Annotated in this window: 20 protein-coding genes and 1 pseudogene; 11 read left to right on the top strand and 10 right to left on the bottom strand. The window is 72.7% G+C overall.

The window, feature by feature from the left end; genetic code table 11:
• Nucleotides 1-103 precede the first annotated feature (103 nt).
• Nucleotides 104-1,273, bottom strand: coding sequence for a helix-turn-helix domain-containing protein (locus ACQEUR_RS08015; protein ID WP_433027649.1), 1,170 nt, complete (start codon nt 1,271-1,273; stop codon nt 104-106).
• 150 nt (nt 1,274-1,423) lie between these two features.
• On the opposite strand from ACQEUR_RS08015, the gene ACQEUR_RS08010 reads away from it, so the two are divergent.
• Both ACQEUR_RS08010 and ACQEUR_RS08005 read left to right on the top strand, forming a co-directional pair.
• Nucleotides 1,424-1,780 (top strand): hypothetical protein, encoded by a 357-nt coding sequence (locus tag ACQEUR_RS08010; protein WP_433027646.1) that lies wholly within the window; start codon nt 1,424-1,426, stop codon nt 1,778-1,780.
• The gene (locus ACQEUR_RS08005) at nt 1,777-1,995 is read left to right on the top strand and encodes a hypothetical protein (RefSeq protein WP_433027643.1); all 219 of its coding nucleotides are present in this window, start codon (nt 1,777-1,779) and stop codon (nt 1,993-1,995) included. Before ACQEUR_RS08010 ends, ACQEUR_RS08005 begins: the two co-directional genes overlap by 4 nt.
• Nucleotides 1,996-2,087: 92 nt before the next feature.
• On the opposite strand, the gene ACQEUR_RS08000 is transcribed toward ACQEUR_RS08005, so the two are convergent.
• Both ACQEUR_RS08000 and ACQEUR_RS07995 read right to left on the bottom strand, forming a co-directional pair.
• Complete coding sequence (locus ACQEUR_RS08000) at nt 2,088-2,576, bottom strand: GNAT family N-acetyltransferase (RefSeq protein WP_433027640.1); 489 nt, start codon at nt 2,574-2,576, stop codon at nt 2,088-2,090.
• 140 nt (nt 2,577-2,716) lie between these two features.
• Nucleotides 2,717-3,166, bottom strand: coding sequence for a hypothetical protein (locus ACQEUR_RS07995; RefSeq protein WP_433027637.1), 450 nt, complete (start codon nt 3,164-3,166; stop codon nt 2,717-2,719).
• Between the two features lie 105 nt (nt 3,167-3,271).
• Between ACQEUR_RS07995 and ACQEUR_RS07990 the strand changes: the two genes are divergently transcribed.
• Entirely contained in the window at nt 3,272-4,126 is an 855-nt protein-coding gene (locus tag ACQEUR_RS07990) for an alpha/beta hydrolase (RefSeq protein ID WP_433027634.1), read from the top strand.
• 273 nt (nt 4,127-4,399) lie between these two features.
• Nucleotides 4,400-5,827, top strand: coding sequence for a diguanylate cyclase domain-containing protein (locus ACQEUR_RS07985; protein ID WP_433027631.1), 1,428 nt, complete (start codon nt 4,400-4,402; stop codon nt 5,825-5,827).
• 70 nt (nt 5,828-5,897) lie between these two features.
• On the opposite strand, the gene ACQEUR_RS07980 is transcribed toward ACQEUR_RS07985, so the two are convergent.
• Both ACQEUR_RS07980 and ACQEUR_RS07975 read right to left on the bottom strand, forming a co-directional pair.
• The gene (locus ACQEUR_RS07980; protein WP_433027628.1) at nt 5,898-6,962 is read right to left on the bottom strand and encodes an aspartate-semialdehyde dehydrogenase; all 1,065 of its coding nucleotides are present in this window, start codon (nt 6,960-6,962) and stop codon (nt 5,898-5,900) included.
• A gap of 6 nt (nt 6,963-6,968) precedes the next feature.
• Entirely contained in the window at nt 6,969-8,234 is a 1,266-nt protein-coding gene (locus ACQEUR_RS07975) for an aspartate kinase (RefSeq protein ID WP_433027625.1), read from the bottom strand.
• Between the two features lie 296 nt (nt 8,235-8,530).
• Here ACQEUR_RS07975 and ACQEUR_RS07970 point away from each other — a divergent pair, with 296 nt between their 5' ends.
• The 3 genes from ACQEUR_RS07970 to leuA all read left to right on the top strand — a co-directional run bounded on the left by ACQEUR_RS07970 (nt 8,531) and on the right by leuA (nt 12,048).
• Entirely contained in the window at nt 8,531-9,334 is an 804-nt protein-coding gene (locus ACQEUR_RS07970) for a hypothetical protein (RefSeq protein ID WP_433027622.1), read from the top strand.
• Nucleotides 9,335-9,440: 106 nt separating this feature from the next.
• Nucleotides 9,441-9,986, top strand: coding sequence for a nitroreductase family protein (locus ACQEUR_RS07965; protein ID WP_433027619.1), 546 nt, complete (start codon nt 9,441-9,443; stop codon nt 9,984-9,986).
• Nucleotides 9,987-10,296: 310 nt separating this feature from the next.
• Nucleotides 10,297-12,048 (top strand): 2-isopropylmalate synthase, encoded by a 1,752-nt coding sequence (gene leuA, locus ACQEUR_RS07960; protein ID WP_433027616.1) that lies wholly within the window; start codon nt 10,297-10,299, stop codon nt 12,046-12,048.
• 42 nt (nt 12,049-12,090) lie between these two features.
• On the opposite strand, the gene ACQEUR_RS07955 is transcribed toward leuA, so the two are convergent.
• Complete coding sequence (locus tag ACQEUR_RS07955; protein WP_433027613.1) at nt 12,091-13,632, bottom strand: DHA2 family efflux MFS transporter permease subunit; 1,542 nt, start codon at nt 13,630-13,632, stop codon at nt 12,091-12,093.
• Nucleotides 13,633-13,779: 147 nt separating this feature from the next.
• On the opposite strand from ACQEUR_RS07955, the gene ACQEUR_RS07950 reads away from it, so the two are divergent.
• The 4 genes and pseudogenes from ACQEUR_RS07950 (at nt 13,780) to ACQEUR_RS07935 (ending at nt 16,159) form a co-directional block, all read left to right on the top strand.
• Nucleotides 13,780-14,385, top strand: coding sequence for an HNH endonuclease family protein (locus ACQEUR_RS07950; protein ID WP_433027610.1), 606 nt, complete (start codon nt 13,780-13,782; stop codon nt 14,383-14,385).
• Nucleotides 14,386-14,412: 27 nt separating this feature from the next.
• A pseudogene (locus ACQEUR_RS07945) lies at nt 14,413-14,655 on the top strand (hypothetical protein); the annotation flags it as partial.
• A gap of 77 nt (nt 14,656-14,732) precedes the next feature.
• Nucleotides 14,733-15,287: a helix-turn-helix domain-containing protein gene (locus tag ACQEUR_RS07940; RefSeq protein WP_433027607.1), complete on the top strand. Its 555-nt coding sequence runs from the start codon at nt 14,733-14,735 to the stop codon at nt 15,285-15,287.
• Nucleotides 15,284-16,159 carry an SRPBCC family protein gene (locus ACQEUR_RS07935; RefSeq protein ID WP_433027604.1) on the top strand — a complete coding sequence of 292 codons (876 nt, stop codon included), beginning with the start codon at nt 15,284-15,286 and terminating at the stop codon, nt 16,157-16,159. The genes ACQEUR_RS07940 and ACQEUR_RS07935 overlap by 4 nt, the downstream gene beginning before the upstream one ends.
• 69 nt (nt 16,160-16,228) lie before the next feature.
• Here ACQEUR_RS07935 and ACQEUR_RS07930 read toward each other — a convergent pair whose 3' ends face one another.
• From ACQEUR_RS07930 to ACQEUR_RS07915, 4 genes are read right to left on the bottom strand one after another with little or no spacing between them, the layout of a single operon-like run.
• The gene (locus ACQEUR_RS07930) at nt 16,229-17,359 is read right to left on the bottom strand and encodes an ABC transporter ATP-binding protein (RefSeq protein ID WP_433027601.1); all 1,131 of its coding nucleotides are present in this window, start codon (nt 17,357-17,359) and stop codon (nt 16,229-16,231) included.
• Nucleotides 17,356-18,525, bottom strand: coding sequence for an ABC transporter ATP-binding protein (locus ACQEUR_RS07925; protein WP_433027598.1), 1,170 nt, complete (start codon nt 18,523-18,525; stop codon nt 17,356-17,358). The genes ACQEUR_RS07930 and ACQEUR_RS07925 overlap by 4 nt, the downstream gene beginning before the upstream one ends.
• 6 nt (nt 18,526-18,531) lie before the next feature.
• Nucleotides 18,532-19,509: an ABC transporter permease gene (locus tag ACQEUR_RS07920; RefSeq protein ID WP_433027595.1), complete on the bottom strand. Its 978-nt coding sequence runs from the start codon at nt 19,507-19,509 to the stop codon at nt 18,532-18,534.
• A 31-nt stretch (nt 19,510-19,540) separates the two neighbouring features.
• Nucleotides 19,541-20,545, bottom strand: a complete 1,005-nt coding sequence (locus ACQEUR_RS07915) for an ABC transporter permease (RefSeq protein ID WP_433027592.1) — start codon at nt 20,543-20,545, stop codon at nt 19,541-19,543.
• Nucleotides 20,546-20,624: the final 79 nt, after the last annotated feature.

Below are 20,624 nucleotides of genomic sequence, written 5' to 3'. Positions count from 1 at the left end.
CGCTTGGCGAGGAGCACAGTTGGAAACCGCAGCCGCTGGCGCAGTTGCGCATCCGCCAGGGCGGCCCTCCCAGAGTCTGGTCAGCGGCCGAGGACGCTCCAGATCAGCGGATCGCGCGGAGGGCTTCGCGGAAGTCAGCGGTGGCCTGCTCGCGCGGGTAGCGGCGGTGCAGCTCCGCGTCCACCTCACCCGCCACCAGCAGCAGCGACGGCAGCGAACGGCGGCCGGCGTTGAAGGCGGCCATGCCGGTACCGGCCGCCCGTTCCAGGTCGCCTGCGCGGGCCGCCGTGGCGGCGAGCGTCAACCGGGCCTCGGCCGCCCGCATCGGTGACCGCTCGGTTCCGTCCGGCGCGGTCCCCTCCCGAATCACCTCCACGGCGTAGTGCTCGGCCAGGCCGTCGTCCTCGGCGAACCGGTAGGCGTCCATCGCGTAGAACAGCCACTTTGCCGGGTCCACCTCGAAATGGTTGTCGGGCCGCTCGGGGGCAGGCATCGCGTCGAGGAGCTGCCACCCACGATCCAGAGCCGTACGGACGCCGCGTACGTCACCGAGCCGGCCGAGCGCCTTGGCCTCCTGCGCGATGAGCTGCACAGCGACCGGAGCCGATCCAGCCACCTCCTGGCCTGCCCTGGCTGCCGCCAGCACCGCCGGGTGGCGGGACTGGGTGAGGGCGAACCACGCTGCCATCTCCCATGCCCATCCGGTGATCCCGGCATGCCCGGCCTCCTCGCCGAGCTGCCGCGCGGCGGTCCGGGTCGCTTCGGCGCCGGCGCGCATGCCGAGGTCGTACTCGACGCATCCGACCAGCAGGGCCAGCCAGCCGGCGCAGACGAGTAGTTCGCGGTGTTGGTGGAGGCCGACCGGCTGCCGCAGCATTCGAGACACCTCCCGTAGCCAGCCCTGCCCCTCGGCCCGCAACTGACGGGCGTCACGCCATCCGTACTCGCAGCACAGCTCCGTAATGGTGGCCTGCAACGTCTCGATGGTGGCCGGAGCGGTGTCGCTCGCCCGCATCCGGCGGAGCAGCTCGACGGTCTCCCATGGCTGGGCGTCGACGGCGGCGGCGACATCCAGGTGGGCGCAGGCGATCAGTTCGCCTCGGGCGCCGAGGACCGCGTCGATGCGCCGGGCCAGGTCCTCGGTGGGCTTGCGGCGACCGTTCTCGATCCGGGACAGGTGCCCCTTGTCGACAGGCAGCCGCTCGGCGAGAGCGGCGAGGGACAGGCCACGCGCCTCCCGCATCCCCCGCATCAGGGGCCCGAACGACGGCATGGCTCTGCCCTCCCCGCCGGTTGCACGTTGCCCGTCAGCCGTGGCAATCGCCAACCCATCGACTGGACTGAGCGTACCGCCGCACAGTGAGGGCCACGACAACGCTAGGTGAGCGAGCCGGATGACGGCCCAGCTCGAAGGGGAGAGCTGATGCGGCGGATCTCGTACGACGGGTACGTCCTCGGTGTCGCGGTGACGCTCGCTCGACGGCACCGTCCCGTCTGGTCCTGGCGACGGTGGCGTCACATCTGCGCCTGCGGAGCCGACCTGCCCTGCCGGACCCGGCACCGCATCCCGATCAACCGAGGCCACTGGCCGGACGGGGAGACACCGGACCAGCGGGCATCGGGCGAGCGGGCATCGGGCGAGCGGGCATCCGGCGAGGGTGGAACGGCGACGGATCATCGTGAGCCGGGCGGACGCACGGCGTACCCCCGGCAAGAGCTGGCTGCGGCGACCGGCCGGCGGGCGTGGACGAACCCGGCCGTCGACGGCGGCCCGCGGTGACCACGCACGGGCCGGTACGGCCGCTCTGGCGCTGCGGTGGCTGCGGCGCGGCCTGGCCGTGCCCGACGCGCAAGCGGGAGCTACGCGCGGAGTTCGACGGGGCGCCGGTCTCGCTCGGCCTCTATCTGGGCGCCCAGTTCGTCCGCGCCGCGCGGGACCTGCCCCGGTCCCCGGCCGGTGCGCTGCACCGCCGGTTCCTCGGCTGGCTGCGCTGAGCATCCCGCGCCCGGCTGACGAGCGGCGGCGCGGTGCCGGGCGGCGCCCCGACGGCGACGGGTCGCGCCCGTGGACCGTGCCCCGCGCCGGATCAGGGGGCGGCGGGCAGCCCGAGATGCGTCGCGGTGAGCGGGCTCCCCTCGCGCAGCGGCATGGTCTCGCCGTCCGGGCGGAAGCCGTAGCGCTCGTAGAGCCGGCGGGCCCCCGGGTTGGCGTCGGCGACCCACAGGTGGGGCAGCAGCGAGCGCTCCCGCGCCCAGCCGACCAGGTGGTCGAGGATCTGCCAGCCCACGCCGCGCCCGCGCCAGCTCGGCGCGGTCCACATGGCCACCACCATCAGCCGGCCCGGTTCGTCGCGCCAGCCCGCGCCCAGCCCGACCGGTTCCTCGCCCGCGAAGGCCAGCACGGCCGGTCCGCCCGTGCCGTCGAGTCGGGACCGCCAGGTCGCCTCGTCGAAGGCCGCCTCGCGCTCGTGGGTCGAGCCGTACGCCTCCGGGTCGGCGAGGAGCGACCGCAGGCGGATGTCCCGCCACGCCGGCCAGCTCTCCGGCCCGGCCTGCTCGACGCGGACGTCGCTCATCGCACTTCCCTCCGGAGACCCTGGGATGACGGGCCGGAGAACCCGGCGGCCCGGCCCGGGGATCGACGCTAGCCCGCAGGACCGGACGCGGCATCCGATTTCGTGGCGGCGGGGGCAGCGTCAGCGCGTCCCGGCGCAGGTCAGGGCGCCGGTACCGGGGCGTTGTTGAGCTGCGCGGTCACGATCTCGACCAGCCGGTTGCGCGCCTCCAGGAGCTGCCGGGTCAGCTCGTCCAGGGCGCGCGGGTCGACCAACTGGCGTACGTGGGTCCGGTCGTCCAGCAGCTCCCAGGTCTGCCCCGACCCGTCCGGGATCTCGCTGACCCACATCGCGGAGACCACCGCGTGCCGCTTGGCGAGGAGGTTGGCCGCGATCTCGACCACCGGCAGGTACGCCTCCCGGTAGCGCGAGGCGGTGAACTCGACGGAGCCGCGGGCCGCCCGTACCGGCTCACCGGGGCGGGCCAGCACCTCGAACGCGTTGCCGCCCGCCTGGTCGGCGCCGATCCAGGCCAGGATGAGTTCCAGGTCGCCGGCCGCGATCGTGACCCGGCCGACCGCGGACACCACCTCGTCGGGCAGGCGCGTCATCCCTCGGCTTCCGTTCCCCCATGATCACAAAGACTTGTGCCGATCCTAGTCAGCCGGGGTTGTCCGGTCCAACGCCGCCGGGGCGCCCGGTGCGAAGATCATCGGATGCCTCCCACCTTCGTACTCGTGCACGGCTCGTTCGGCAACTCGTTCAGCTGGGCCCCGATGCAGCGCGAACTGGCCCTGCTCGGGCACCGGTCGCTCGCCGTCGACCTGCCCGGACACGGCTTCGGCGCGGCGTTCCCGGCCGGCTACCAGGCACCCCAGGACCCGGCCGCGCTGGCTGCCGCGCCGGCCACCCTGGCCGGCATCACCCTGGCCGACGCCGTCGGGCACGTCGTCGAGGTGGTACGCCGGGCCGCCGCGCACGGGCCGGTGATCCTGGTCGGGCACAGCCGGGGCGGGTTGACCCTCACCGGAGTCGGCAACGCCGTCCCGGAGCTGATCGACCGGATCGTCTACGTCTCCGCCTGGTGCTGCGTCGACCTGACCCCGGCGGAATACATGGCCGGACCGGAGTACGCGACGAGCGCGCTCAACGCGACCACCCCCGCGCTGGTCGGCGACCCCGCCCAACTCGGTGCGCTCCGGCTGAACTGGCGCACCGCCGACCCCGACCTGCTCGCCGCGCTGAAGACCGCGATGCTGGCCGACGGCACCGACCAGGAGTTCCTGGCCTACCTCAACACCCTGGAACCGGACGAGAGCCTCGACGCGGGCGGTGCCGGCGACCGGGCCCGGGCCGACACCTGGGGGCGGATCGCCCGCACCTACCTGCGCCTGACCGGGGACCTGTCGCTGCCGCTCGCGCTCCAGGACCGGTTCATCCGGGAGGCCGACGCACTCACCCCGGAAAACCCGTTCGACGTACGCACCGTCGAGAGCAGCCACGTCGGATTCCTGGTCCGGCCCGGCGAGGTCGCCACGGTCCTGGCCGGCCTGCCGGAGGCGCGGTCCTAGCCGGGGTACGGAGTGACGCCCGTCACGCTCCGCACGGTGTTCCGGTCGTCGCGCGCGGATCCGCCGCCCCAACCCCTGGTCGGGGCGGAGAACTCAGCGTTCTCTCAGCACCCTGAGTAATCTTGGTCCGAGCGTCGTCCGGCCGCCGCCGGGCGGCCGACCTGCCCCCTACCCCTCGGGCCGCACGCTCGGACCCCTCCTCCGGCGGATCGGAAACCGCTCCCCGGAGGTCGTCGTCGCGAGCCGGCGTCCGATGCCAAGGATCGGAAACCGTTGCCCCTCGACCACTCCCGCGTCGTCCGCGACGTGGCCACCCGGCTGCCCGCCGCCGCCACCGCCACCGAGGCGTGCCAGGCGACCGTGGCCGCGCTGGGCCGCCACGTCCCTGGCCGGATCGCCGTGCTGATCCGGGTGCACGACCGGCTCCGCTGCGTCGCGGCCACCGGATCGTGGCAGGTCTTCTCCTCCGTACCGCCGGGGGTCGGGGTGGTCGGCCGGGTCTACGCCGCCGGCAAGACCGAGAGCGTGCCCGACGTCACCCGCGACCCGGACTACGTGCCGCTGCGCCCGGACGTGCTGGCGGAGACCTGCGTGCCACTGCTCGACCCGGCGGGGCGACCGATCGGCGTGCTGGACCTGGAGTGGACCGGCGAGGTCGACCTCGACGCCTGGCGGGACACCGCCGAGCGGGTCGCCGGCCAGCTCGGCGCCCGGATCGCGCAGCTCGGCGGAGCCCCGGCGGAGAGCCGCAGCGAGAAGCTGCTGCGGCACGCCGCCGCGCTCACCGCCGCGCCGACCGAGCCGGACCTGCTCACCGCCGCCGTCCAGGCGGCCCGGGACGTCTCCGGGCTCAGCTCCGCCGTCTTCCTGCTGGACGGGCCGGCCGGCCCCTCGGTGGTCACCCCGGACGTCGTACCCGACGATCTCGAAGCCCGGGTGCACGCCGCGCTCGCCGGCGCCGGCCGTGAGGTGCTGGAGCGGCTCCGGGCCCACGCCCACCGCTACGGCGCGTCCTACACCCTCGGCGAGGGCGACCACCCGCCCACCGCCGACCAGGACCTGCTGGTCGGCGCGGGGGTGCAGACGCTGATCTCCGTACCGGTCGGGCCGACCGAACTCTGCGGGGTGCTGCTGGTCGGCGACAGCCGCCGGCTCCGCCCCGACCCGACCACGGTCAACCTGGTCGAGCTGCTCGCCGCGCAGTCCTGGATCTGTCTGGACCGGCTGCGCGGGCTCGCCCGGCTCCGCGAACGGGCCAGTTCCGACCCGCTGACCGGGCTGCGCCACCAGGGGTCGTTCGGCGAGCGGATCGCCGACCTCAAGCCGGGGCGGACCGCCCTGCTCGCCGTCGACGTGGACGACTTCAAGACCGTCAACGACACGTACGGCCACCAGGCCGGCGACCGGGTGCTGGTGGATCTGGCCCGGGCCCTCCAGACCGCCCTGCGACACGGCGACGAGCTGTACCGGATCGGCGGCGACGAATTCGTCGCGGTGGTCGAGGTGCTCCGCCCGGAGGAGGCGGCCGGCATCGCCGAGCGGCTGGTGGAGGCGGCCCGCCGCACCGGCCGTACGGTCAGCGTCGGGGTGGCGCTGCGCCGGGACGGCGAGTCGCCCGACCTGACGCTGCACCGCGCCGACGAGGCGCTCTACCTCGTCAAGCGGCAGGGCCGGGACGGCGTCGGCGTGGCCGCCGGCTGACCGGGCGTTCCCGCCCTGCTCCACCGCCGGCCGGGGAGACCCTGCTCCACCGCCGGGCGGGGAGGCCCGGTCAGCGCGCGGCGCTGAACTCGGCGGCGAGCAGCTCGGCGATCTGGGCGGTGTTCAACGCCGCCCCCTTGCGCAGGTTGTCGCCGGTGACGAAGAGGTCCAGCGCCCGGGGGTCGTCCACCGAGCGGCGGATCCGGCCCACCCAGGACGGGTCGGTGCCGACCGCGTCGATCGGCATCGGGAACTCGCCCCGCTCCGGGTCGTCGACCAGGATCACCCCGGGCGCGTTGCGCAGCGCCTCGCGGGCGCCCTCGGCGTCGACCTCGGTGCCGAAGACGGCGTGTACGGCCACCGAGTGCCCGGTCACCACCGGCACCCGTACGCAGGTGGCGGAGACCTTCAGGTCGGGCAGGCCGAGGATCTTGCGCGACTCGTTGCGCAGCTTCAACTCCTCCGACGACCAGCCGTTGTCCCGCAGCGAACCGGCCCACGGGACGACGTTGAGCGCCAGCGGGGCGGGGAACGGGCCGAGGTCGTCGCCGACCGCCTGCCGCACGTTGCCCGGCCGGGAGCCGAGCACCCGATCCCCAGCGATCTTGGAGAGCTGGTCGTGCAGGGTGTCGACCCCGACCTGCCCCGCCCCCGACACCGCCTGGTACGAGGCGAGCACCAGCTCGCGCAGCCCGAACTCGCGGTGCAGCGGCGCGAGGGCGATGATCATCGTCAGGGTCGTGCAGTTGGCGTTGGCGATGATCCCCTTGGAGCGGTTGCGGACCTGCTCCGGGTTGATCTCCGGCACCACCAGCGGCACGTCCCGGTCGGTACGGAACGCGGCGGAGTTGTCCACCGCCACCGCGCCCCGGGAGACGGCCACCGGCGCCCACTGCGCGGAGACCTCGTCCGGCACGTCGAACATGGCCACGTCCACGCCGTCGAACGCCTCGGCGGTCAGCTCCTGGACGGTCAGCTCCTCGCCCCGGCACATCCGCGTCTGCCCGGCGGAACGCGCCGAGGCGATCAGCCGGATCTCACCCCAGACGTTCTTGCGGGAGGAGAGCAGGTCGCACATCACCGTACCGACGGCACCGGTCGCGCCGACCACCGCGAGCGTGGGTAGCCCAGCCATGGCCGGCTACCTCCCGGTCCCGGCGTAGACCACCGCTTCCTCGCTACCGCCAAGGTCGAAAGCATCGTGCACGGCCCGGACCGCGGCATCGAGGTCGGTGTCCCGGCACACCACGGAGACCCGGATCTCCGAGGTGGAGATCATCTCGATGTTCACGCCGGCCTCGCCCAGGGCGGCGAAGAAGCTCGCCGCGACGCCCGGGTGGGAGCGCATGCCCGCACCGATCAGGGAGACCTTGCCGACGTGGTCGTCGTAGAGCAGGCCCTTGAACTTGACCGGCTCCTGGATCTTGCTGAGCGCGGCCATCGCGGTCGGCCCGTCGGCCTTGGGCAGGGTGAACGAGATGTCCGTCCGCCCGGTGCCCTCGGTGGAGACGTTCTGCACGATCATGTCGATGTTGATCTCGGCGCCCGCCACGGTCTCGAAGATCCGGGCGGCCGCGCCCGGCTCGTCCGGAACGCCGACGATGGTGATCTTCGCCTCGCTGCGGTCGTGGGCGACCCCGGTGATGAGTGCTTGCTCCACGGGTAGGTCCTCCGTCGATCCGGTCACCATGGTTCCGGTGTTGGTCGAGTATGACGAACGTACCCGGATCGGCAACCCCGCCCGCCGGGCGTACTCCACGCTGCGCAGGTGCAGCACCTTGGCGCCGCAGGCGGCCAGCTCCAGCATCTCCTCGTAGGTGATGGTCCTGATGTGCCGGGCGTTCGGCACGATCCGCGGGTCGGCGGTGAAGACGCCGTCGACGTCCGTGTAGATCTCGCAGACGTCGGCACCGAGCGCCGCCGCCAGCGCCACCGCCGTGGTGTCCGAGCCACCCCGACCGAGCGTGGTGATGTCCTTGGTGTCCTGCGAGACGCCCTGGAAACCGGCGACGATCGCCACCGCGCCCTCGTTGAGGGCGGCGCGCAGCCGGCCCGGCGTGACGTCGATGATCCGGGCCCGGCCGTGCACCGAGGTGGTCAGCACCCCCGCCTGGGAACCGGTGTAGGAGCGGGCCTCGTAACCGAGGTTGTGGATCGCCATGGCGACCAGCGCCATCGAGATGCGCTCGCCGGCGGTCAGCAGCATGTCCAGCTCACGGCCCGGCGGCAGCGGACTCACCTGGTTGGCCAGGTCGAGCAGCTCGTCGGTGGTGTCACCCATCGCCGAGACCACGACCACCACGTCGTCACCGGCCTTGCGGGCCGCGACGATCCGCTCCGCCACCCGCTTGATCCGCTCGGCGTCGGCGACCGAGGACCCGCCGTACTTCTGCACCACCAGTGCCACGTGGGTCCACTCCTTCCCTGGGCCGCGCGAGTCGCGCCGGCCCTGAGCGTGCCGACGCCGCCGGGTGGAAGCCGGCGGCGCCGTGTGAGTCCCCCTCAGGGTACCGGCCGGGATCGGCGCACCGACCAGGCGTTCCCACCATCCGACCGGTCGACGTGCCGCCGCGCCCGCCAACCGGGTTAGGAAGGGTCCCTTCCTATACAGAAAACGATAAGAAGGGGCCCTTCCTTACCGGCGACACGCGAGCGCAACTGGGCTGACCGACCGATCCGGCGATCTGGCCCGAGAATGCACGGGTGCCCTCCGGTGTAACCCCCCGTCCCGCCCGGCAGCTGGCCGGCATCCTCCTGCTGGCCGCACCGGCACTGCTGGCCGGCTGCGGCGCCGAGGCGGTGCCGACCCCGCCCCCGACGACCGGTCCCCCCGCCGCCAGCCAGCCGACCCAGGCGCGGCAGCAACTGGCGGCCCTCGCCGCCGCCGCGCAGGACCGGCAGCTCGCCGCCGTCTACACGCTGCGCGCGGACGGCCAGCCGGACCGGACGGTGGCGGTCACCCGGGCCCGCAACGGCTCGTGGCGGGTGGACATCCCCGGCGGCGTACTCGGCGGCACCGGGGACGTCTCGGTCGTGCAGAGTTCCGCCGGCCTCTACCAGTGCTCGCTGCCCTCCGTGCAACGCCCCGAGGCGCCCGGCTGCGTACGGGTCTCCGACCCCGGCAAGCCGCTCGACCCGGCGTACGACCCGGCGTTGCAGCACCCCTTCACCGACTGGCCGGAGGTGCTCACCGACCGCCAGGCGCCGCTCTCGGTCACCACCACACAGCTCGCCGGCGCCCGGGGGAGCTGCTTCGCGGTGGAGTCCACCTCGGCGTCGGTCGATCCGCCGCTCGACCCCGGCATCTACTGCTACGACCCCGACGGCACCCTCACCGCCGCCCGGTTGCCCGCCGGCACCCTGGTCCTGGCCGGTACGCCGGCGGCGGCACCCGAGACGGTCACCCTGCCCGGCCCGCTCGTCGACCGGGAACCGCTCGGGGTGGCGGCACCGCCGGACGACCTGCACAGTCCGGTCCCCGACGGCTCCGGTAGCCCGACCGGGTGAATCGTCCCGCCAGCACCACCGACGATCTTTACTTTGTGGGTGCGACCGAACACGCCAGGTGACCCCGGTTCGGTGACGCAACGCCCGGTACGGCACACTCGGCGCCATGGCCCAACTCTCCCCGTTGCTGGCGACCCGGTGGAGCCCTCACGCGTTCGACCCGATCGCGGACCTCACCGACGCCGAGGTCGCGTCGCTGCTCGAAGCGGCCCGCTGGGCGCCGTCCGCGGACAACACCCAGCCCTGGCGCTTCCTGCTGGGTCGTCGGCACGGCGAGGCGTACAAGCGGATCCTGACCAACCTGACCCCGGCCAACCAGCGCTGGGCCGGGCGGGCCTCGGCGCTGCTGCTCGGCGCGCACGCCACCACCGGTCCGGCCGGGGGCCCGCTGCCGCACGCGGCCTACGACCTCGGCCAGGCCGTGGCGCATCTCACGGTCCAGGCCACCGCGCTGCGGCTGCACGTACGGCAGATTGCCGGCTTCGACGCCGCCGGCCTCCGCGCCGACCTGGAACTTCCCCCGGAGGTACGCCCGCACGTGGTGGTCGCGCTCGGCCGGCTGGGCGACCCGCTCTCCCTCCCCGAGGACCTGCGGCTGCGGGAGCTCGGCCTGCGCCGGCGCCGCCCGGTGGCCGACCTGCTGCTCGGCTGACCCGCCGTCGCCCGCCCGGAATCGGAACTCCCAGATTCCGGACTCGGCTTTCGGAACGCGCGGTGAGCACATATCGTGGCCCTTGTCATGTGGCAGGCCCTGCTCCTTCGCTGCCGCGGCGAGGCCCATCAGGCCGGCACCTCGTCGCGGAGTTGACGCGCGCCGTCCTGCATCTCGGCCGATCCCCGTCGCGGCCAGCCAATTTCGAAGATCCACCGCCTCGCGCCGACGCATCGTGCGCCGGTCCGTCAGCCAGGCGCCTCTTCCAGACCCAGGCGCTCACGCCACATGACCACGGGAGCTCTCCGCAATGTCACAGCCAGCCGGCACCACCGACGCTGATCCGATAGCCCGCCAGCGCGCCAGCCGCATGCCGTACCAGCGCTACCAGCCGTACCACCGGCAGTTCGCCGTCGACCTGCCCGACCGGAGCTGGCCGACCCGGCGCGTCGAGGTGGCGCCCCGGTGGTGTGCCGTCGACCTCCGGGACGGCAACCAGGCGCTGATCGACCCGATGTCGCCGGAGCGCAAGCGCCGGATGTTCCACCTGCTGGTGCAGATGGGCTACAAGGAGATCGAGGTCGGCTTCCCGTCGGCGAGCCAGACCGACTTCGATTTCGTACGGCAGCTCATCGAGCAGGACCTGATCCCGGACGACGTGACGATCCAGGTGCTGACGCAGTGTCGGGAGCACCTGATCGACCGGACGTTCCAGTCGATCCGCGGCGCCAAGCGGGCGATCGTGCACTTCTACAACTCGACCTCGACGTTGCAGCGGCGGGTCGTCTTCGGGCTGGACCGGGACGGCATCACCGACATCGCCACCTCCGGCGCCCGGCTCTGCCAGAAGTACCACGAGATCCACGCCCCGGACACCGACGTCTTCTACGAGTACTCCCCCGAGTCGTACACCGGCACCGAGCTGGACTACGCCCGCGATGTCTGCGCGGCGGTGATCGAGGTGATCGACCCGACCCCGGACCGCCCGCTGATCCTCAACCTGCCGGCGACCGTCGAGATGGCCACCCCGAACGTCTACGCCGACTCGATCGAGTGGATGCACCGGAACCTGCCCCGGCGGGACAGCGTGATCCTGTCGCTGCACCCGCACAACGACCGGGGCACCGGGGTCGCCGCCGCCGAGCTGGGGCTGCTGGCCGGCGCGGACCGGATCGAGGGCTGCCTCTTCGGCAACGGCGAGCGCACCGGCAACGTCGACCTGGTCACCCTGGGGCTGAACCTCTTCTCCCAGGGCGTCGACCCGCAGATCGACTTCTCGCGGATCGACGAGATCAAGCGTGCCGTCGAGTACTGCAACCAGCTGCCGGTGCACGAGCGGCACCCGTACGCGGGCGACCTGGTCTACACCGCGTTCTCCGGCTCGCACCAGGACGCCATCAACAAGGGCTTCGACGCGCTGGCCGCCGACGCCGAGGCCGCCGGGGTGCCGATCGACGAGTTCCCCTGGGCGGTCCCCTACCTGCCGGTCGACCCGAAGGACCTGGGCCGCACCTACGAGGCGGTGATCCGGGTCAACTCGCAGTCCGGCAAGGGCGGCGTCGCGTACATCATGAAGACCGAGCACCACCTCGACCTGCCCCGCCGGCTCCAGATCGAGTTCTCCGGCGTCGTGCAGCGGATCACCGACGACGGCGGCGGCGAGGTGGAGCCGGCCCGGATGTGGCAGGTCTTCGCCGAGGAGTACCTGATGGAGCGGCAGCCCGACCCGGCGGTGCGGGTCGAGACGTACGCGATCGGCACCGTGGACGGCAAGGTGGAGATCGAGGCCGAGGTCGTCACCGGCGGGCAGCGCCGGTCACTCGGCGCGGCCGGCAACGGCCCGATCGACGCGTACGTCAACGCGTTGCAGGCGCTCGACGTGCGGGTACGGGTGCTGGACTACCACGAGCACGCGATGTCCTCCGGTGGGGACGCCCAGGCCGCCGCGTACGTGGAGTGCGAGGTCGACGGCCGTACCGTCTGGGGTGCCGGCCTCGACGCCAACATCGTGACCGCCTCGGTGCGGGCGGTGACCAGCGCGGTCAACCGGGCCCTGCGCTGATCCGGGCGCTGCCCTGACCCCGCACGGCGCGGGTCGGACCGGTCACCCCGGCCGGCCCGCGCCTCGGCCCGGCTCCGGCCCGCGTCCGGCCGCCGCCCGGTGCGGGTCGGACCCGTCCTCGTACTGGTGGGTGGGGGGCGGCGGCAGCGACGGGCAGGGGCGGGACGGCCGGGGTTCGCGCCCCGGCCGCTGCACCAGTACGCCGGCCAGGGCGGCCCCGGCGACGAGCAGTCCGGCGCACCAGAGCACTGCCGCCCGGTACGCCGAGGTGAGTTCGCCGGGCATCCGGTAGCCCGCCCCGGAGAGGCCGACCAGCAGCGGGAGCCCGGAGACCGCGAGCAGGCCACCGACCCGGGAGGCGGCGTTGTTGAGCCCGCTCGCCGCGCCCGCGAACCGGTCCGCGGCGGCGGCCAGCACGGAGGCGGTCAGCGGGGCCACCACCATGGTCAGGCCGAGGCCGAACAGGGTCATCCCGGGCAGGATCGCCACCCAGTAGGAGGCACCCCGGTCGATTCCGTGCAGCAGCAGCAGTCCGCCGGCGGCGAGCACCGGCCCGATGGTGAGCGGCAGCCGGGGGCCGATCCGGGAGGCGAGCGCGCCGGCCCGGGCCGAGCCGACCAGCAGCAGGATGGTCAGCGGCAGGGTGGCCAGTCCGGTCTTCAGGGCCGAGTAGCCGACGACGTTCTGGAGGTAGACCGAGAAGAAGAAGGTGAAGCCGGTCAGCGCGGCGTAGACCAGCAGGGTGTAGACGTTCAGCACCCGGAACAGCCGGCTGGCGAAGAGCGCCGGTGGCAGCATCGCGGCCGCGTTCCGGTGCCGTTCCAGCAGGACGAAGGCGACCGCGGCGGCGACGCCGAGCAGTGCCGCGCCGACCACCTGCCAGGCGCCGGCACCGAGCTGCGGGGCCTCGACCAGCGCGTATGTGATGCCGGCCAGGCCCAGTGCGCCGAGCAGCGAGCCGGACACGTCGAACCGGGACCGTTGCGCGGTGTCGGCGCGGCTCTCCGGGGTCCAGCGCAGCGCGACGAGGATCACCACGACCGCGAACGGCAGGTTGATGAAGAAGATCCACCGCCAGGAGAGCGCGTCGATGAGCCAGCCGCCGAGGAACGGGCCGAGCGCGGTCGAGACGCCGGCAAGCCCGGACCAGGCGCCGATCGTCCGGCCCCGGTCGTCCGGGTGGAAGCTGGACTGCAGCAGCGCCAGCGAGCCGGGGGTGAGCAGGGCGCCGCCGAGGCCCTGGAGGAAGCGGGCGGCGACCAGCCACTCGACGCTCTGGGCGGCGCCGCAGAGCACTGACGCGGCGGTGAAGGCGAGCACCCCGAAGAGGAAGACGCGGCGCCGCCCGAGCCGGTCGCCGAGCGCGCCGCCGAGCAGGACGAAGGCGGCCAGGGTCAGCAGGTAGCCGTCCAGGGTCCACTGTAGACCCGAGGTGCTGGCGTGCAGCTCGGCGCCGAGGTGCGGCAGGGCCACGTTGACGACCGTCGAGTCCAGGAAGACCATCCCGGACGCGAGGACGGCGGCGAGCAGGGTCCCCCGCCCGGCCGCGGTACCCAAGCGCAGCGGCGCTGACGAGTCGGCCACGGGCTCCAATCTGCCCTGCCGGACGCGTAGGATGCGACGAAACGCCGGAACCTCCTCCGGATGCTGTCTCGATCGGTCGACACCCCGCAAGCTTGAGCCGTGCCGTTCATCAGTAGCAGACCACGATCATGGCCGGGAGCCACGGCCATGATCGCCGCCGTGCTCGTCGTCGCCGGGGCCACCGGTTGCGCCGTCCCCGACGACCAGCCGCCACCCCGCCCCGCGAGCACCACCGACACCTCCGCCCAGCTCGACCAGCTCACCGTCGCGACGGCCGGCTCGATGCGCGGCTACAGCCGGGAGCATTTCCCGCACTGGCGCAACGCCGGCAAGAACTGCGACGTACGGGACACCGTGCTCCAGCGCGACGGCACGGACATCAAGCTCTCCGGCTGCAACGTGGTCGGGGGCCGATGGTCGAGCCGGTACGACAAGCGGACGCTGGCCGATCCCGCCGACGTCGACATCGACCACATGGTGCCGCTCGCCAACGCCTGGCGTTCCGGGGCGGACGACTGGGACGACGACAAGCGCGGCGAGTTCGCCAACGACCTCGACCGACCGCAGCTCGTCGCCGTCTCGGCCACGTCGAACCGGGCGAAGGGCGACCAGGATCCGTCGCAGTGGAAGCCCCCGAACCGCGACGACTGGTGTCAATATGCTCGTGACTGGATCGCGGTCAAGCACTACTGGCGACTGTCCGTGACCGCCGCCGAGAAGGCCGCGCTCGGCGACATGCTGGGGAGCTGCTGAATGGCGCAAGCCGAGCCCGACCCGAACGCCTCCACCACCGACATCACCGCCGGGCCCGGCGGGGTGATGACCGACGAGGTCGGGGTGGTCACCGGTGAGTTGACCCTGCGCAGCGAGTTGCAGGGGAGCCAGGCCGTCCTCCGGGTGCAGTACAAGGACGCCGACGAGTGGTACGCGGTCACCGGCGGCACGGCGCCGCTGGCCGACCCGGCCGACCTGGCCGCGGTGCACACCATCGCGGTGGGCCTGCTGAACCGTCCCGAGGGCTGAGCCGCACCGTTCGCCCGCCGGGACTTTCGGCTGGCCCATTGACAAAACTTCTTTTTACGTACAGGATTGTTTTTGCCATGAGAGAAGTGATGTACCTGGAGCAGATCGAGCAGGCCGAGGCACTGCTCAAACCGCAGCGCATCGAGGTGCTGCGGCAACTGGCCGAGCCGCGCACCTGCACCGAGGTCGCGACCCGGCTCGACCAGACCCCGCAGCGGGTCTACTACCACGTGAAACGGCTGGTCGAGGCCGGCCTGGTGGAGCAGGTGTCCGAGCGGAAGGTGCGCGGCATCCACGAGGGCATCTACCAGGCGAGCGCCAGCTCCTACTGGCTCTCACCCCGGCTCGTCGGCCGGATCGGCCTCCGCAGGACGCAGGACGAGCTGAGCCTGGGCTACCTGCTCGACCTGATGGAGGAGGTGCAGGCCGACATCGGCGCGCTCGACCGCACCGCCCCCGAGCTGCCGTCGCTCGGGGTCTCCGGCGAGATCCGGGTGCCCGCCGAGCACCGCCAGCAGTTCCTGGACGACCTCCGCACCGCGCTACAGGACCTCTTCACCCGCTACGGCGGCGCCGAGGGCGACGCCTTCAAGCTCGCCGTCGCCTGCTATCCCAAGGAGAGAACGGAATGACCGCACCACTGAAGCTCCGCGCCCGCGCCAACGCCCCGATCACGGCGGTCCGGCACGCCCTCACCGACGCCGACGCACTGCGCGGCTGGCTCGCCGAGCACGCCGAGGTCGACCTGCCGCACCGGTACGAGTTCTGGGGCCGCTTCACCCCCGAGGGCGACGCCCCGCACCAGCGGCTGCTGCACGTCGACGACCACACCCTGCGCTTCACCTGGCTGCTCGGCGGCGAGGAGACCACCACCGAGATCCGGTTGGAGGAGGAGAGCGCCACCTCGACGGTCATCTCCCTCGACCAGACGCACTGGGACTTCCAGGACGCGATCACCGGCGCCAGCATCCGGGGCGTCCTCCAGACGTACTGGTCGCTGGCGATCGCCAACCTGGTCGACCACGTCGAGGGCCGACCGGTCACCCCGAGGACCGACTTCACCTCGACGACCTTCCGCGAGGAACTGGTCATCAACGCGCCGGTCGGGGAGGTCTACGACTCGCTGGTCGACTCGGAGAAGGTCAGCGAGTGGTTCGGCTACCCGGTCGGCATCGAGCCGTACGTCGGCGGACGCTACGCCATGGGCGGCTTTGAGTCGGGCTTCGCCGCGAAGGTCGTCGACCTCGACCCGGGCCGCAAGATGTCCGTCGACTGGGGACCGGTCGGGATCACCACCTGGGAGCTGGCGGAGTCGGGCGGGGCCACCCGCCTGACCTTCACCCAGAGCGGCTTCGACACGGGGAACCCGCCCTACGGCGCCTGGACCGGGTCGGTCTCGGGCTTCGCCGAGCTGCGCCGCTACCACGAGCTGGTTGACTGGCGGCCGATCTGGATCAACGACCCGACCGACAACGTACCGGTGGACGCGCACGCCGACCTCTGACCGCCGGGGCATCCCCTCGGCGACGGCCGGTCTCCTCCGGTGGTGGAGACCGGCCGTCGGCGCGGCAGGTCAGACGAACGAGCCCGGCTCGCTCGGTGCGGAGACGACGTGCGGCGTCGCGCCCTCGCCCTCCGGCCGGACGATGCTCGGCGTCACCCCGTGCGGGCGCAGCTGGCCGCTGGCGATCTCCTCCGCCCAGTGGCAGGCGACCCGGCTCGCCCCGATCGGGCGCAGCACCGGCCGTTCCTCGGCGCAACGGGTCGGCTGGGCCCACGGGCAGCGGGTGTGGAAGCGGCAGCCGGCCGGCGGATTGGCCGGCGAGGGCAGGTCACCGGCGAGCAGGATCCGCTCCCGGCGGTCCTCCACCTCCGGGTCCGGCACCGGCACGGCCGACATCAACGCCCGGGTGTAGGGGTGCAGCGGCTCCGAGTAGAGGCGGTCGCTGGGCGCCTCCTCCACCAGCGCACCGAGGTACATCACGCCGACCGTGTCGGAGATGTGCCGTACCACCGCCAGGTCGTGCGCGATCACCAGGTAGGTGAGGCCCAGCTCGGTCTGGAGCTCGTCGAGGAGGTTGACCACCTGGGCCTGGATCGACACGTCCAGCGCGGAGACCGGCTCGTCGGCGACGACCAGGTCCGGCCCGAGCACCAGCGCCCGGGCGATGCCGATCCGCTGCCGCTGCCCGCCGGAGAACTCGTGCGGATAGCGGGACAGCGCCCACTTCGGCAGACCCACGGCGTCCAGGGTCTTGCTGATGATCCGCCGCCGCTCCTCCCGGTCGGCGCCGATGCCGTGCGCCTGGAGGCCCTCGACCAGGATCGACTCGACGTTCTGCCGGGGGTCGAGACTGGACATCGGGTCCTGGAAGATCATCTGCATCCGGCGGCGCATCTCGCGCATCCGGTTGGGCGCCAGCCGGGTCAGCTCGACCCCGTCGAAGCTCACCTCCCCGCTGGTCGGCGGGGTGAGTTGCAGGAGCGCCCGGCCGAGCGTCGACTTGCCGCAGCCGGACTCGCCCACCAACCCGTACGTCCTGCCGCGCGGGATCGACAGGTCCACCCCGTCGACCGCCTTCACGTGCCCGACCACCCGGTCGAAGATCACCCCACGGGTGATCGGGAAGTGCACCTTGAGGTCCCGGACCTCGACCAGGTTGCCGTCGCGGGGAGCCGCGCCGGTCTCGTTGCCGTCGGTCATGCCGACTCCTCCTCGCGCGGTGCGGGCACAAGCCCCGGGGGCGCCGGTTCGACGCCGGTCGCCGCCCCGGTCGCGGTCCCCGGCACACCGGACCCGGCCACGTCGGCTCCGGCCGCCTCCACGGCGTCGGTCGCGGGCCGTACCTCGCCGTCCGTCGTCACGATCGCCACCGGCGCGCCGCCGGCCGCCGAGCCGGCCGGCACCGGGTTGACGCAGCGGTACGTGCGGTCGGTGTGGGTCAGCACCAGCGCCGGCGGGCCGCCGACGCAGCCGTCCACCTGCCGCTCACAGCGGGGCGCGAACCCGCAGCCGTCGGCCCAGGGCAGCACGTCCCGGACCGAGCCGGGGATCGGGGTGAGCCGGTCGCCCCGACCGGCGTCCAGGCGCGGGATCGACCCGAGCAGACCCACGGTGTACGGGTGCCGCGGCTCGGCGAAGAGCGGCCGGCGGCGGGCGGTCTCCACCACCCGGCCGGCGTAGAGCACGTTGACCGTGTCGCACATCCCGGCGACCACCCCGAGGTCGTGGGTGATCATGACCAGGGCCGTACCGGACTCGCGGACCAGGCTCTTGAGCAGTTCCAGGATCTGCGCCTGGATGGTCACGTCGAGCGCCGTGGTGGGCTCGTCGGCGATCAGCAGCCGGGGCTGGCAGGCCACCGCGATGGCGATCAGCGCCCGCTGCCGCATCCCGCCGGAGAGCTGGTGCGGATATTCCTTCAGCCGGCGGGTCGGGTCGGGGATGCCGACCCGGTCCAGCAGGTCGGCCGCCTCCTTGCGGGCCGCGTCGCCGCTCAGGCCCCGGTGCCGGGTGAGCACCTCGGTCACCTGCCGGCCGATCGGGATCACCGGGTTCAGCGAGGAGAGCGGATCCTGGAAGATCATCGCGACGTCCCGGCCCCGGATGTCCCGCATCGTCCGCCGGTCCACCCGGAGCAGGTCCGTACCGTCGAAGACCGCGCTGCCCTCCACCATGACGCCGTGCTGCCGGGGCAGCAGGCCCATCAGGGCCAGCGAGGTCACGCTCTTGCCGCAGCCGGACTCGCCGACCAGCCCGACCACCTCGCCGGCGTCGACGGAGAACGACACCCCGTCGACCGCCCGCACCGTACGCTTCCCGCGCTGGCGGAACGTGACGGAGAGACCGTCCACATCAAGCAGTGCCATGACAGATCACTTCCGCAGCTTCGGGTCGAGGGCCTCGCGCATCGCCTCACCGAGCAGGGTGAAGCCCAGCGCGGTGATGATGATCGCCACCGCCGGATAGATCGCCAGCGCGGGCCGGATGCCCAGGTACGGCTGCGCGTCGGCGAGCATCACCCCCCACTCCGGCACCGCCGTGTCGGGGTTGCCCAGGCCGAGGAAGGAGAGCGCCGCCGCCTCGATGATCGCGGTGGCCAGGGTCAGCGTCGCCTGCACGATGACCGGGGCGAGCGAGTTCGGCAGCACGTGGCTGAGCGCGATCTTCGTCCGGCGTACCCCGAGCGAGGTCGAGGCGAGCACGTAGTCGGTGTTCGACTGGGCGATCATCGAGCCGCGCAGCAGCCGGGCGAAGACCGGTACCGAGACGACACCGACCGCGATCATGACGGTCGTCAGGCTCGCCCCGAGCAGCGCGGCGATGCTGACCGCGAGCAGCAGGCTGGGCAGCGCCAGCATCATGTCGACGACCCGCATCAGGGCGGTGTCGACCCAGCGCCCCCACCGGCCGCCGAGCCCGGCGGCGGCACCCGCGATGCCGCCGACCAGCGCGCCGACCGCGAGACCGATCAGCGTGGAGACCACCCCGACCAGCAGGGTCTGCCGGGCCCCGACGATCAACCGGCTGAACTCGTCCCGACCCTGGTGGTCGAAGCCGAGCCAGTGGTCGCCCGAGGGCCCCGGGATGATCCCCTGCCCCGACCTGACCAGGCCCTCGCGGATCCCGACGGTGTCGGTCGGGGCGTACGGCACGAAGAACGGGCCGACGATCGCGATGATCAGGAACAGCCCGAACACGGCGGCGCCGACGATCGCGGCCGGGTTGCGGCGCAACCGGCGGAACGCCTCCTGCCAGAGGCTGACCCCGCGCTCCTCGTCCCGGGCCGCGGACAGCTCGCCGAGCCGGTCGAGCTTCGCGGCCTTCTTCCTGGCCCTCTCGGTGACGCTCACGCCCGTGGCCCTCCGTTCGTGACAGGCCGGCTCATCGGACCCTCACCCTCGGGTCGATCAGGCTGTAGGAGAGGTCGACTATCAGGTTCACCAGGACGAAGACCACCGCGATGATCATGATGAAGCCCATCAGGACCGGATAGTCGCGCTGGCTGATCGAGTCGGCGATGAACGCCCCGATCCCGCTGAACGCGAAGACCGTCTCGGTGAGCACCGCGCCGGAGAGCAGACCACCGGTGAGCAGACCGATCGTGGTGGCGACCGGCAGCATCGCGTTGCGCAGCACGTGCCGGTTGCGGACGACCCGCTCGGTCAGGCCCTTCGCCTCGGCGGTCCGGACGAAGTCCTCGCCGAGCACCTCCAGCACGCTGGCCCGGGTGATCCGCACGATGATCGCGAGCGGGATGCTGGCCAGCGCGAGGCCGGGCAGCACCAGGTGCCAGATCGCGTCGGCGGCCGCGTCCCACTCCCGGGTCAGCAGGCCGTCCAGTACGAAGAAGTTGGTGATCCGGGTGGCCTCGATGGTGGCGTCCTGCCGACCGCTGGACGGGAACCAGTGCAGGTTCTCCGCGAAGATCGCCTTGAGCACGTACGCCAGGAAGAAGACCGGGATGCAGACACCGATCAGCGATCCGGCGACGGAGGCGTGGTCGAGGAACCGGCCGCGGCGGCGGGCGGCGAGGTAGCCGAGCGGGATGCCCACCGCGATCGCGATGACCATCGCCGTGGCGGCCAGTTCGACGGTACCCGGGAAGCGCTGGAGGAACTCGGTGGTGACCTCGCGCTTGGTGGCGATCGAGGTGCCGAGGTCGAGCTGGAACATCCGCTTCATGAAGCGGCCGTACTGGATCAGGATCGGCTCGTCCAGGCCGAGGTTCTGCCGGATCGCGGCGCGCATCTCCGGGGTGCCGCGCTCGCCGAGGATCGCGGTCTCGGGGCCGCCGGGGAGCCGGTGCAGCCAGATGAACAGCAGGATGGAGAGCCCGAACAGCGCGGGTATCAGCTGTAGCAGGCGTCTGACGATGAACCGGAACACGGCGGCCTCTGGCGGGGGTACGGAGGGGCACGCGGGCGGGCGCCCGGCTGGTCACCGGCCGGAGGTCGTCCGGCCGGTG

The organism is Plantactinospora sp. CA-290183 (assembly GCF_050936375.1).
GTDB lineage: Bacteria > Actinomycetota > Actinomycetes > Mycobacteriales > Micromonosporaceae > Plantactinospora.
The sequence above is the reverse complement of the archived record's forward strand: the minus strand, read 5'-3'. Positions and strand labels throughout refer to the sequence as shown.

Coding starts and splice junctions, on each gene's coding strand:
- ACQEUR_RS08015 (WP_433027649.1), bottom strand. CDS start 1,273: ATGCCGTCGTTCGGGCCCCTGATGCGGGGGATGCGGGAGGCGCGTGGC.
- ACQEUR_RS08010 (WP_433027646.1), top strand. CDS start 1,424: ATGCGGCGGATCTCGTACGACGGGTACGTCCTCGGTGTCGCGGTGACG.
- ACQEUR_RS08000 (WP_433027640.1), bottom strand. CDS start 2,576: ATGAGCGACGTCCGCGTCGAGCAGGCCGGGCCGGAGAGCTGGCCGGCG.
- ACQEUR_RS07995 (WP_433027637.1), bottom strand. CDS start 3,166: ATGACGCGCCTGCCCGACGAGGTGGTGTCCGCGGTCGGCCGGGTCACG.
- ACQEUR_RS07990 (WP_433027634.1), top strand. CDS start 3,272: ATGCCTCCCACCTTCGTACTCGTGCACGGCTCGTTCGGCAACTCGTTC.
- ACQEUR_RS07980 (WP_433027628.1), bottom strand. CDS start 6,962: ATGGCTGGGCTACCCACGCTCGCGGTGGTCGGCGCGACCGGTGCCGTC.
- ACQEUR_RS07965 (WP_433027619.1), top strand. CDS start 9,441: ATGGCCCAACTCTCCCCGTTGCTGGCGACCCGGTGGAGCCCTCACGCG.
- leuA (WP_433027616.1), top strand. CDS start 10,297: ATGTCACAGCCAGCCGGCACCACCGACGCTGATCCGATAGCCCGCCAG.
- ACQEUR_RS07950 (WP_433027610.1), top strand. CDS start 13,780: ATGATCGCCGCCGTGCTCGTCGTCGCCGGGGCCACCGGTTGCGCCGTC.
- ACQEUR_RS07940 (WP_433027607.1), top strand. CDS start 14,733: ATGAGAGAAGTGATGTACCTGGAGCAGATCGAGCAGGCCGAGGCACTG.
- ACQEUR_RS07935 (WP_433027604.1), top strand. CDS start 15,284: ATGACCGCACCACTGAAGCTCCGCGCCCGCGCCAACGCCCCGATCACG.
- ACQEUR_RS07930 (WP_433027601.1), bottom strand. CDS start 17,359: ATGACCGACGGCAACGAGACCGGCGCGGCTCCCCGCGACGGCAACCTG.
- ACQEUR_RS07925 (WP_433027598.1), bottom strand. CDS start 18,525: ATGGCACTGCTTGATGTGGACGGTCTCTCCGTCACGTTCCGCCAGCGC.